Genomic DNA, 12,272 nt, shown 5'->3' on the forward strand with positions numbered 1-12,272 from the left:
TTCCCTTTCGCGTATACAACCCACGCCTTAGGGAGGAGTGACATGAAATTTCGCCATCTACTGACAGCCGTTGCCTTTGCGTTCTGCGCCAGCACGGCAAATGCCCAGACATTCCAGCTGTCTCACAATGCAGGCGCCGGCAATCCGAAGGATGTCGCCTCGCTGAAGTTCTCCGAGATCGTCAAAGAAAAGTCGGGCGGCCGCCTTCAGGTTGACGTCGGCGGTGCCGCGCAGTTCGGCGACGACGCCGAGACCATCACAAACATGCGCCTTGGCACGATTGCCTTTTCGGCAAACTCGCAGGGCACCACCTCTGCGGTCGTGCCTGAGATTGCACTTCTGGGCCTGCCCTTCCTGTTCCAGAACCTCGAGCAGGCCGAAGCCGTAATGGACGGCCCGGTCGGCGACAAGATTGCAGCCGCCGCCGAAGCGCAGGGGCTGGTCGTCCTTGGATGGTGGAACAACGGCATTCGTGAAGTGTCCAATTCCAAGAAGCCGATCGTGACGCCGGAAGACCTGAAGGGCATGAAAATCCGCACGCCGCCGGATCCGATGACGATCGACATTTTCGAAGCGCTCGGCGCCTCGCCGACTCCCATGGCCTTCTCCGAGCTTTACATCGCGCTCCAGCAGGGCGTGGTCGATGGTCAGGAAAACCCGCTGATCAACATTTATTCGTCGAAGCTGCATGAAGTGCAGCCCTTCATCTCGATGAGCAACCACAAGTACGAGGCGACCCCCTTCCTGGCTTCGAAGATCGTCTTTGATGGCCTCTCCGCCGAAGACCAGGAAATCGTCCGCGCTGCCGCCAAGGAAGCCGGTGAGCTGAACCGAAAGATGGTACGCGACCAGTCGAACGAACTGCGCGCCACGCTTGAGGCAGCCGGCATCAAGTTCAACGAGGTCGATCCCGCACCTTTCGTTGCGGCCACGCAGCCGGTCTACGAAAAGTGGCGTGCCCAGTATCCGGAACTCGTCGATGAACTCATCGCAGCGGCCAAGGAAGCCGCCCAGTGATGACGGCGGCTCCTGTTCGGGCAACGGATGGCAAGGCGGGTTCTCCCGTCTTGCACATCGCCAATCTGGCCGGGCGCGCGCTCGATCAGATTGCAATCGTCATCGCCGTCTCCTCCGTCGTCGTCATCTTCCTGGCCCTGATGGCGGAAGTCGTCGTTCGCTATTTCACCTCTGCCGGACTAGGCTGGCCGAACGAAGTGCCCAACCTGCTCTTCCCGTGGTTGATCATGGGCGGCATCGTCGTCGGCGCCCAGCGCGGTGCCCACATCGCGGCCGAAGCGCTACGCTCCATGCTGGACGCGGCGAAGCTGCGCCTTCTGCTGATGGCCATCAATCTGCTCGTAGCCATTTCGTTCGCCTACCTCGCCTGGCTTTCCCTGCAGGTAATCCAGATCACCAAGGTCCAGGTCTTTCCCATGACCGGTCTTGGCCAAGCCTGGGCGTACAGTTCTCTTCTCTTCGGCTTCGGCGGCATCGCGCTGGCGGCCGTCGTCAATCTCATTCGGGTGGCCTACGCAGCGGATCCGCGGCTTATCCACCAGACGGAAACGGAGCATATGACATGACAGCCGTCATGACCGGCATTTTCGCCGTCCTTCTGGCCCTGTCCGTCCCTGTCGGCTATGCGCTGATCATCGCCGCCGGCACGGCCATTCTATTCCATGGCGGAACGCCCACGGTGCTCGCCGTTGTCAAGCTGTTCCAGCCCACTCAGAGCTTCCCGCTGCTGGCCATTCCCTTCTTCATTTTGTCCGGCTCGCTGATGATGTCGGGCACGCTCGGCCAGAAGCTCGTGCAGTTCGCAGCCGCTCTCGTCGGCCGCTTCCATGGCGGTATGGGCCAGGTCACCGTCGTCGGCTCCACCATTTTCGGTGGCGTCTCCGGGTCCGCGGTGGCGGAAGCATCAGCGCTCGGTTCCATGCTGATCCCCTGGCAGAAGCGTGAGGGCTATCCGGCCGGTTTTGCCGCCGCCGTCACAGCCTCGTCCTCGACGATCGCGGGTCTCATTCCGCCGTCGATTCCGCTCATCCTCTATTCCACCGTCTCCAATGCCTCCATCGCAGCACTGTTCTCAGCCGCTGTTCTGCCCGGCCTGATGCTCGCCGCCGGCATGATGCTGGTCTGCTACCTGTCGGGTCGTATCCGCAATTTTCCGCGGCTCACCGACCAGACGCATCTGCGCTCCGTCGGCAAATCGATACTTTCCGCCCTACCCGCGCTGCTGATGCCGTTCTTCATCGTCGTGCTGCTGCGCGCCGGCATAGCAACGCCGACCGAGGTCAGCGTCATCGCAGTGTTCTATGCGCTTGTCGTCAGCCTCGTTGTCTACCGCGACCTGACCTGGGCACGCCTCCATGAGGCCCTGGTGGGCACCGTGATTACCACCGGCATCGTCATGCTGGTCATTACCGCCTCCAGCCTGGTCGGCCACGTCCTCATCACCGAGCGTGTTCCAACGATTGTGGCGCAGTGGGCGCAGGACACGCTGGTCAATGCCATTCTGATCATCCTCATGATGAACGTCATCATGCTCGTGGTCGGCATGTTCCTCGACCTGCCGGCAGCGATCCTGTTGCTGGGGCCGACCTTCGTGGCTATCGGGCAGGCGATCGGCTTGGATCCAATCCAGCTTGGCATCATGATCTGCATCAATCTGTCGATCGGCCTCTTCACGCCGCCCATCGGCACCACGCTGTTCATCGGCGCGGCCATAGCGCGCGTGCCGATCGGCGCCGTCGTCAAGGAGCTCTGGCCCTTCTATCTCGTCGCCTTCATGGTGCTGATACTGATGTCATACGTTCCGGCACTCACAATCTATTGAGGACAGCATGACCAAGACCATCGCCTTCGTCGGGCTGGGCTCCATGGGCCTGCCCATGGCCACCAACCTGGCCAAGACCGGATACGCCGTCCATGGCTTCGACACGCGGCCGCAAGCCATGGACGCGCTTGCCGCAGCTGGCGGGGTCCGCCCCGAAAGCGTCGCATCGGCCTGCCAGCATGCCGATGCTCTGATCCTCATGGTGGTCAACGCCGCCCAGGCGCGGACCGTGCTAATCGAGGCCGGAGCGCTCGCCGCGCTTCCCGCCGGCGCGCATGTCTGCCTCATGGCAACATGCCCGCCGGACGAGGTCACGGCGCTGGAAACCGAGGTCCGGGCAGCTGGCAAGCGCCTCGTCGACTGCCCCGTCTCCGGCGGAGTCGTCGGCGCGAAGGCCGCGACCCTGACCATCATGGTCGGCGCGGCGAAGGAGGACTTCGACGCCGTCGCGCCGATCCTTCGCGCCATGGGCGACAAGCTCTACCATTGCGGCCAGAAGGTCGGACAGGGCGCGGTCGTCAAGGCGATCAACCAGCTTCTCTGCGGTGTTCACCTGGCCGCGGCGGGTGAAGCCATGGCGCTGGGCGAAAAGGCCGGCGTCGATGTTGCAACTCTTCTCGAGATCGTCTCCGGCTCGGCGGCCTCGAGCTGGATGCTGAAGGACCGGGGCCCGCGCATGCTGATGGAAACACCGCCGGTAACGAGCGCTGTCGACATCTTCGTCAAGGATCTCGGCATCGCACTTTCCGCCGGGCGTTCCGCGGGCATGGGACTGCCGCTGGCAGCCGCCGCGCATCAGATGTTCCTGGCAGAAAGCGGTAGCGGAAACGGTCTGGCCGACGACAGCCAGGTCGTCGCTGCCTACCGGCGCCTCAACGGCATCTCTTGACATCGACGGCACGCCGCCGCCCATTGGCGAACGGCGTGCCGGATCTTCCCCGGCACGCCCCCTATCGTGCGGAGACCGGCGTGGCCATCAATCCCAATCTGAACTCGCTTGCCTATTTCGAGGCCGTGGCCCGCACCGGGCGCGTGTCGCTGGCCGCCGCAGAACTCGGCGTCTCCGCTGCCGCCGTCAGCCAGCAGCTCAAGCAGCTTGAGGAGCAATGGGGTGTGCGCCTCTTTCGCCGCAAGGACCGACGTCTGACGCTCACGCTCGATGGCGAGATGCTCTTCCAGGCGACCACGAATGCCTTCCGCATGATCCGGGGCGCGCGCGCCGTTGTCCTGCGCCAGCGCAACAGCTGGCAACTGACCGTGCGCTCCAGCCCGAGTTTCGCCGTTCGATGGCTGACGCCCCGCCTGAAACATTTTCTGGATGCCAATCCCGACTGGGGCGTGCGTGTCGATGCAACACCGGATTTCTCCGACTTCGAAACGGAGGCGATCGATCTCGACATGCGCTACGGCGCTGGCGCGTGGGAGGGCCTGCACACCGAATGCATCATCAACGACTTCTTCCTGCCGATGTGCAGCCCGGCCTATCGCGATGCGCTCGCCGCCCTCAACAGCGATCCGGCCGGCCTGCTCGCCAATGCGCGGCTGATCCACTCGGTCAAAACGCTTTACCAATGGGATGCCTGGCTGCTGGTTCACGGAATTGATCCGCCACTGGAACAGGCACCGCTGCGGTTCGACCGATCCTCGATGGCGATCCAGCTGGCGCGCGACGGCGCCGGCGTCGTGCTCGATTCCGCAACGTTAGCCCAAGAGGACCTTGAGCGAGGAACGCTCGTGCCGCTGTCGACCACCTTCGAAGTCGTCGAATTTCCGGCCTACTGGATCGCCTGCCCGCCTCGCCACGTCAACCGGCGCACCGTTCGGATCTTCTCCGACTGGATCCGCGAACAGGGCCGCAGTTTCGACCGGCAGGCCCGCTCCTTGCTGACAGAGCTAGGCTGCCGGATCCGGTTCGCCACCGACGACGAACCGGTCCTTCGATAAGAGGGCTGCTCTCTTTCCTACGCTCACAACGCGAAAAGCAATATTTGCACCTCAGTACATCGTGAAAGCCGGGACGTAGGATATCAAGCCGAGTACGGCCGCAGCGACAAGATAGAAGGGCCAGAGCTCTTTGGCCACCACGCCGATGGGCACGCGGGCGATGGCCGCACCGATGAACAGCGTGGTGCCGATGGGCGGCGTGAACAGTCCTATCGACAGATTGATACAGATCATGATGCCAAGCTGGATTGGATCCAGGCCGATCGCCTGCCCGATGGCCACGAAGGTCGGTCCCAGCAAAAGGATCGCTGCCGGCAGATCGAGGAACATGCCGACAACCAGCATGATGACGTTCATCATGAGGATGATCAGGATCATCGTGCCCAGCGTCTGTTGCGCCCATTGCGCCACCATGGTGGGGACCCGCTCGGTGATGAGCACATGGCCGACCAGGCTGGAGGCGGTGATGACAAGCATGACGATGCCCGTCGTGACGACCGTTCCGACCAGCGCGGCATAGATGCTCTTGAAGGTCAGATCACGGTAGACGACGGCGCTGACGACAAGCGCATAGAACACCGCGATGACGCTGACCTCGGTCGGAGTGGCGATGCCGGCGCGAAGCAGAAGAACGATGAACAGCGGCATGGCGAGCGCTGGGAGAGCCGAAACGAGCAGCTTGCCGAAGGGCGGGAAATGCGAGCGATCGGTGAGCCGCGGGAAATTGCGGATACGACCCGACAGGTAGCAGGCCACCATCATGCCGGCGGCGAGCATCAGGCCGGGCAGGATGCCGGCCGTGAACAGCGCTGCGATGGAGACGTTGGCGACGGTTGAATAGAGAATGAGTGGGATCGATGGCGGGATAAGACCGGCGATCGTCGCCGAGGAGGCGGTGACGGCGGCGGCAAAACCGGCCGGATAGCCCTCGCGCTTCTGCCAGGGGATCAGCATGGAACCGAGCGCCGAGGCTTCCGCCACGGCCGAGCCGGAGACGCCGCCGAAGATGGTCGAGCCGACGACAGTCACCTGACCCATGCCGCCATGGAAGCGTCCGACGAGGGCAGCGGCGAGCTGGACAAGCCTCTTGCCGAGCGTGCCGGACATCATCAGCGAGCCGGCGAGGATGAAGAAGGGGATGGCAAGCAGAGGGAAGCTCTGGGTCGGCTGAAACAGCTTGACGACCGCAAGCACCGTCGGCGTTCCGCCATGCCACAGGATGGCACCGCCGGAGGCGATGATGAGGGCGTATCCGACCGGCATGGAGAGTGCCAGAAGGACCGCGAAGATGGCGAGCATGATCGCAGTCATAATGCGTGCTCCGGATCGGATTGGTTCAAGAATTGCGGGTCCTGCGCGAAGGCGACCCGCACGGTGTTGACCAGCGAGGCGAGCGCGATGCCGCCGAAGCCGAAGAGCAGGGCGGAATAGGCCCAGGCCTGGCCCAGCCCCGTCATCGGGAAAACCTGGGCCTTGGTGATGGCGATGACCTGGAGCGAGAGCCAAGCGAGGTAAGCGAAGGCGAAGGCGACGAGCACATGCAGCAGCACGAGAAGCTTGCGCAGTTGCTCGGTGCTTAGAAAGCTACGGATGGCCTCGGCGGCGATATGGGTTCCGCGCTGTGCACCGATGACGATGCCGCCCATGACGAGCCAAGGGAAGAGTAGGTTCGGCACCTCGTTGGGCCACCCAAGGCCGGCGGAGGTGAAATAGCGCACGACGACCTCGGCCATCAGCGCCATAAAGATGGCAACGATGGAGCCGACGGAGATCACGATGGCGGCGTAGTCGATGAAGAGACCGGCCATGTTGGAGACGCGCAAGGCGGGCGGACCCGCCTTGACGTCATAGAGGGGGGAACTGGGCCGTCCCATTACTTCGCCGCTGCCTGCTTGGCAGCCGACACCAGCTCGTCGACGAGCTCCGGATACTGCGCCCGCCACTTCTCATACACGGGCTGCGTTGCCGCAACGAATGGTGCAGGATCGACGTCGTTGAAAGTCACGCCGGCTTCCTGCAGCTTTCCATAGAGTTCCTCGCTCTGCTGGCGAACCATCTGACGGTTCAGCTGACCCGCTTCGACAGCGGCTTTGCGAATGATGTCCTGATCCGCCGGCGAGAGCGAAGCGAAAACGATCTTCGAGGCCAGGAACGGCACGGATTCAAACTTGTGGTTGGTGCGGCTGATAAAGGGCTGAACCTCGTAGAGCTTCGAGGAATAGATGTTGATCAGCGGGTTCTCCTGACCGTCGACCACCTTCTGCTGGAGCGCGATATAAAGCTCGGAGAAGGCCATGGGGGTCGGCGATGCGCCGAGCGCCTCGAAGATGTCGATGGTTATCGGGTCCGGCGGCGTGCGGATCTTCATACCGGCTAGATCCCCCGGGGCGACGATAGGCTTGATGGAGTTCGACGTCTCGCGGATGCCATTGTTCCACCACGCGAGAATGTAGATGCCCTGCTTTTCGGCGGCTGCGGCGATCTTCTCGCCTACCGGGCCATCCATCACGGCCTCCGCCTGCTCGAGGCTTTGAAACAGAAACGGAAGGCCCAGAAGACCGATCTCCGGCACCGCTCCAGACGTTGCACCCTGCGCATTGGCCGAGAAGGCTATGGTGCCGAGGCGAATGTTCGTCACGCTTTCCGCATCGTCACCGAACTGCGAGCTGGTACCGACATCGACGGTGATGCGCCCGTCCGTGCGCTCCTTGACAAGTTCGGCGAATTTCAGGGACGCGGTGTCCTTGGGATTGCCGGTGGCCGCACTGTGTGAAATCTGGAATTGCTGCGCGGCAGCGGAACTGGCGCACAACGAGACGACCAGAGCTGCGACGATATTGCGAACTTTCATGACTATCCTCCACTTGTTGTCACGAACGGTACAGCGTTTCGGGCTCCCCACCCGAACATTGGGCCAAGCAACGGCAACACAGACCCTCGCGCACCTGATCGACAGGTGTCGCTGGCGTGATACCAATCTGGCTTGGTTGAACAGACGCTCCTGTTTCAGGGAACGCCGATCAGATCGCTCTCCTCCTGGGAACGAACCGATCCTTGCTGCATTCAGATTGCAGTTTCCATCTGCGGCGCGGCCGCCTGTTTCCGTACCGGCCACTGAATATTGATCATGAACACCTCTCCTACCGTTTCTACATCTGAAGCAGCAGCTTCTTCAGGATCTCTCGCACGAGATGGCGGTGATCCTGGCAAAGCTTGCGCGCCTTCTCACTGTCACCGGCGGCAATGGCAGCGATGATCAGCCGGTGCTCCCGGACGGAATTTGCCCGGTCGACATGAATCGGGCTGACGAATGAAAGCACCGATTTCATCTGGTCGCGAACCGAGTAATAACTGCTGGAGATCAGCCCATTCTCGGACATGTCGAAGATGATCTGGTGAAACTGCCCGTCCAGTTCCGCCCATATCCGCGCCTGGTCGCGGTCCAGGTTCTCCTCCATCCTGTCGACCAGCGGCGTCAGCAGCGCTTCCAGCTCCTGTCCGTCGACATCGCCGGCGGCAACACGTTCTGCCAGCAGATATCCCGCCATGCCGTCCAGCGCCTCGACCAGTTCGTAACCCTTGATGAGGTCTTGCATCGTGAAATGGCGCACGAACGTCCCAGAGCGCGGAATGACCTCCACCAACCCGTCCGCCTCCAGCCGCTTGATGGCGTCGCGCACCGGCGTGATGCTCATCTCGAATTCACTGGCGATGCGGTGAATGTCGAGGGGAGCCGACGGACGCAGACCACCATTGATGATCCTGTCCCGCAGCGTTTCATACGCCTTGTCGGAATAGTTTCGCGTCATCGCCTTCCCTCTGGGCACCGCAGGGCCTCTTCACATCAGTTCGCTATATACCCTCGCTATATCCTGCGCCGACAGCGGAACATAGTTGTTCACCAGCAATCGCTGCTGCGTTTCGATCACCTTGTCGGCGTATCGGCCGGCATCGCCGGCAGTCATGCCATATTCGCCAAGCCGCCTTGTCGGCACCACCGCGGCAAGAAGCGCATCAAGCGCATCAAACGGATTGCCACCATCGCTCACGCCCACGACATCCTCGATTAGGCGTGCGATGTCGGCGATCTTTCCATCCGGAGCCTTCTCGTAGTAGATTTTGAAGACCGGCGGCAGGAATAGGCGTGTCGCCTCGCCGTGCGGCACGTGATGCGCGCTGCCGAAATGCATCGCGATGGCGTGAACGCCGCCGGCGAGCACGTTTGCCAGTGCGATGCCTGCCATGTTGCTGGCTGTCAGGTAGGCCTTGGCATCCTGCTGTATGACCGAGCGGCCATGTTGCACGATGCGCATGTAGCCCTGCAGGATGGCCCGGATGGCCGCCATGCAAAACATGTCCGTATAAGCGCTGGCCCGCGGCGCCAGGTAGATCTCCAGCGCATGCACGAGCGCATCGGCCGAAGACGTCGCGAAGACGTGATAAGGGATTTTCGACAGGAGTTCGTCGATCAGGACGGCATGGTCCGCAAAACCCGCATCGAAACCCTTGCCGATCTTGCTGCCGATGGACGGGAAGTCGAAGACCGAGACACAGGTGACTTCGCAGCCTGTACCGCATGTCGTCGGGATCAGCACGAGGCCGGCCTTGCGGCCCGGCTGTACGCCCGCCGCAAAAAGCCCTGCCACTGTCTCATCCGCATCCAAGGCCAGAACCTTCGCACAGTCCAGGATGGAGCCGCCGCCGATCGCGATGAGACGATCGAAACCGAGCTTGCGAACGACGCGTAGCATCTCGTCGACGGCGACATCCGTCGGCTCGCCGCCGCAGAAGTCATCGTAAAACAGGGTCTGCGCCGGCGTATCCCGCATGAAGGCATCGTGCAGGACGCGTTGCGTGAAGATCAGGTCCCGTTCCGTGACGGCATGGGCTTCGGTGAAGGCGGCGAATGTGTCATAGCCATGAAGCTGTGGGCGAACAGCGAACTTCATCGTCGTTCAGGCTCCCGCAGCGATGCGCACGGCGGCGATCTTCCCCAACAGGGGACCATAGATGGCCTGATCATCCGGCGCTGACCGGTCAAGCGGCTCGGCGATGCGCGTTGTGTTGTAGTAGTGCTTCTGGGTGACGTTTTCGGACACTGAGTTGCCGCCCCAGCTGCCGCAGCCGAGCGAGAAGGTCTTGGCCAGCCCATTGGACCAGCTGCCCGAATTCGCGACACCATGCGGCTGGCGCACGATGACCCGCGACGTCTTCGTTTCGAGGCCGAGCCTCAGGATGCGCTCTGGATCGTTGGAATGGATGCCGCAGGAATGGCCCGAGCCGGAATAGCCGGTGATGGCATTGACCCGCGCGATGGCGTCGTCGAAGGCATCATACTTGTAGCAGGTCAGGACGAGGCTGAGCTTTTCGCCGGAGAACGGAAAGTCGGCACCGGCTCCCTGCTCTTCCACCACAATGAACTTGCGGTCCGCCGGCACGGCGATACCGGCAAGGGCTGCGATTTCGCCGACGGGGCGGGCCACCACCTTACGCGAGACATGACCGTTTTCCCAAAGCACGGCCTGAAACTTCGCCTTCTCTTCGGCCGTCGCGATATAGGCGCCTTCTTTTTCCAGCGCGCGGAGGAAGTCGTCATAGATGGATGCCTGGACGATGATGGCGTTTTCGGCCGAGCAGCCGGAGGCGTTGTCGCCGGTCTTGCCGATCCTGATCTTGGATGCGGTTTCCGTGAGATCGACCGTCTCATCGATGATCACGGCGGCATTCCCGACGCCGACGCCGTAGGCCGGCTTACCTGAAGAATAGGCCGCCGCCACCATATCGCCAGAGCCCGTCGCCATAGTGACGTCGCACTGAGCCATGAGTTCGGCGGCGAGCGCCTTGGACGGCGCAGCGATGCATTGAACCAGATCTTCCGGGGCATCGAGTGCGCGAAGCACCTGACGAATGACATCCACGACGAAGATGGTGGTCTTCTTGCTCGCCGGATGCGGCGCGCAGATCACGGCGTTGCGGGCGCGAATGCCCAGAACGGATTTGAAGATCGGCGTCGCCTCGCAATTGGTGCTCGGCACGAGCGCCGCGATAACCCCATAGGGCTTGGCGATCGTGATGATCCCGTTTTCCTCGTCCCGGTCGATGACGCCGACGGTCTTTTCCGTGCGGATATCATGGAAGATCGCCGGCATCTTGTGGGTCAGCTTGGCGCGCTTGCTTTCGACAAGGCCCATCTTCGTCTCGTCATAAGCCATTTCGGCAATCGTCTCCGCCAACTGGGGGCGCGACAGATGGTAGACGATGGCACCGGCGATCAGGTCGACCTGCTCCTGGCTGTATCCGTTCAGGATTGCCTGCGCCCTGCGCGCGCGGTCAACGAGTTCTGCGATGTGAAGATGATCTGCGGACTGAGACATTGTTCCTCCGGGCCGCGGCTACGGCCACTTGCTGCACGCCGTGATGCATCAGGTAAGGCATCACGAGTCCTATACGTTGATCAAGAGGCCAATTCAACCAAAATATTTTCTCTGATGCATCAGTTTGTATTTTTATTGATACATTCAATAGTCCATGCTAGGCGGCATCACGAGCGATAACGGAGGACTAACGATGATGCACCAGCAGGATCGGGTGGAGATCAATGAAGTGGTCCTGCGGGACGGCTTCCAGAACGAGCCGGATTTCGTTCCCACCGAAGACAAGATCCGCCTTGCGGATGGTCTATCCCGCACGGGTATCCGGCGTCTGGAGGTGTCGTCCTTCGTCTCGCCAAAAGCGATACCGAACCTGCGCGACGCGGCCGATGTTTTGCGGGGCATCGAGCGCGTACCGGGCGTGCGCTACACCGCACTCGTGCCGAATGTGCGCGGCGCCGAGCGGGCCCTGGAAGGCGTCGTGGACGAGGTGAACCTCGTCATGTCCATTGGAGAAAAACACAATCTTGCGAATATGCGCATGACCTGCGACCAGTCGCTGGCCCAGTTCCGGGAGATCATGACCGTGATTGCGGGTAGCGGCATCTTCGTGAACGGCACGATCGCCACGACGTTTGGCTGCCCCTTCGAGGGTCGCCAGCCGGTGGAACGGGTGCTGTGGGCCATCGATAGCTATCGCGAAATGGGCATCGAGGGAATCACCATCGCCGATACGATCGGCGTCGCCAATCCCCGTCAGGTCGACGAACTCACGACAACGATCTTCCGGCATCACCCCGACCTGCCGTTGACGCTGCATCTGCACAACACGAGGGACCTGGGCCTCGCCAACGCACTTGCCGCCTATGATGCCGGCATCCGAAGCTTCGATTCCGCACTTGGCGGCATCGGCGGCTGCCCCTACGCACCCGGCGCGACGGGCAATGTCTGCACCGAGGATCTCGTGCACATGTTCCACAATTGCGGCATCGACACCGGCGTCGATCTTTCAGCGCTGATCGGGCTTTCAGGCGAGCTTCCCGTCCTTCTGGGTCACGGGACGCCCGGCTATGTCGTGAAGGCCGGCACCAGCGATCGCGTTTACGCTTAGACGCTGG

12 protein-coding genes are annotated in these 12,272 nt (G+C 62.0%); 6 read left to right on the forward strand and 6 right to left on the reverse strand.

Annotation, left to right across the window (positions count from 1 at the left end):
* Positions 1-42 precede the first annotated feature (42 nt).
* The 5 genes from CRO48_RS02480 (at position 43) to CRO48_RS02500 (ending at position 4,783) form a co-directional block, all read left to right on the forward strand.
* A complete protein-coding gene (locus tag CRO48_RS02480) occupies positions 43-1,017 on the forward strand; it encodes a TRAP transporter substrate-binding protein (RefSeq protein WP_097136131.1) in 975 nt (324 codons plus the stop codon).
* Positions 1,017-1,583 (forward strand): TRAP transporter small permease, encoded by a 567-nt coding sequence (locus CRO48_RS02485; RefSeq protein ID WP_097136133.1) that lies wholly within the window; start codon positions 1,017-1,019, stop codon positions 1,581-1,583. Before CRO48_RS02480 ends, CRO48_RS02485 begins: the two co-directional genes overlap by 1 nt.
* A complete protein-coding gene (locus CRO48_RS02490; protein WP_097136134.1) occupies positions 1,580-2,839 on the forward strand; it encodes a TRAP transporter large permease in 1,260 nt (419 codons plus the stop codon). Before CRO48_RS02485 ends, CRO48_RS02490 begins: the two co-directional genes overlap by 4 nt.
* Positions 2,840-2,846: 7 nt before the next feature.
* Positions 2,847-3,728 carry an NAD(P)-dependent oxidoreductase gene (locus tag CRO48_RS02495; protein WP_097136137.1) on the forward strand — a complete coding sequence of 294 codons (882 nt, stop codon included), beginning with the start codon at positions 2,847-2,849 and terminating at the stop codon, positions 3,726-3,728.
* Between the two features lie 80 nt (positions 3,729-3,808).
* Entirely contained in the window at positions 3,809-4,783 is a 975-nt protein-coding gene (locus CRO48_RS02500) for a LysR substrate-binding domain-containing protein (RefSeq protein ID WP_097136707.1), read from the forward strand.
* 51 nt (positions 4,784-4,834) lie between these two features.
* Here CRO48_RS02500 and CRO48_RS02505 read toward each other — a convergent pair whose 3' ends face one another.
* The 6 genes from CRO48_RS02505 to CRO48_RS02530 form a co-directional block, all read right to left on the reverse strand.
* Positions 4,835-6,094 (reverse strand): TRAP transporter large permease, encoded by a 1,260-nt coding sequence (locus tag CRO48_RS02505; RefSeq protein WP_097136139.1) that lies wholly within the window; start codon positions 6,092-6,094, stop codon positions 4,835-4,837.
* Positions 6,091-6,657 (reverse strand): TRAP transporter small permease, encoded by a 567-nt coding sequence (locus CRO48_RS02510; RefSeq protein WP_097136141.1) that lies wholly within the window; start codon positions 6,655-6,657, stop codon positions 6,091-6,093. Before CRO48_RS02510 ends, CRO48_RS02505 begins: the two co-directional genes overlap by 4 nt.
* Complete coding sequence (locus CRO48_RS02515) at positions 6,657-7,634, reverse strand: TRAP transporter substrate-binding protein (RefSeq protein WP_097136143.1); 978 nt, start codon at positions 7,632-7,634, stop codon at positions 6,657-6,659. Before CRO48_RS02515 ends, CRO48_RS02510 begins: the two co-directional genes overlap by 1 nt.
* Positions 7,635-7,932: 298 nt before the next feature.
* Positions 7,933-8,592: a GntR family transcriptional regulator gene (locus CRO48_RS02520; protein WP_097136145.1), complete on the reverse strand. Its 660-nt coding sequence runs from the start codon at positions 8,590-8,592 to the stop codon at positions 7,933-7,935.
* 30 nt (positions 8,593-8,622) lie between these two features.
* Positions 8,623-9,732: an iron-containing alcohol dehydrogenase gene (locus tag CRO48_RS02525; protein ID WP_097136147.1), complete on the reverse strand. Its 1,110-nt coding sequence runs from the start codon at positions 9,730-9,732 to the stop codon at positions 8,623-8,625.
* Positions 9,733-9,738: 6 nt separating this feature from the next.
* Entirely contained in the window at positions 9,739-11,157 is a 1,419-nt protein-coding gene (locus CRO48_RS02530; RefSeq protein ID WP_097136149.1) for an aldehyde dehydrogenase family protein, read from the reverse strand.
* Positions 11,158-11,350: 193 nt separating this feature from the next.
* Between CRO48_RS02530 and CRO48_RS02535 the strand changes: the two genes are divergently transcribed.
* Positions 11,351-12,265 (forward strand): hydroxymethylglutaryl-CoA lyase, encoded by a 915-nt coding sequence (locus tag CRO48_RS02535; RefSeq protein ID WP_097136151.1) that lies wholly within the window; start codon positions 11,351-11,353, stop codon positions 12,263-12,265.
* Positions 12,266-12,272 lie beyond the last annotated feature (7 nt).

The organism is Rhizobium subbaraonis, assembly GCF_900220975.1.
Lineage (GTDB): Bacteria > Pseudomonadota > Alphaproteobacteria > Rhizobiales > Rhizobiaceae > Mycoplana > Mycoplana subbaraonis.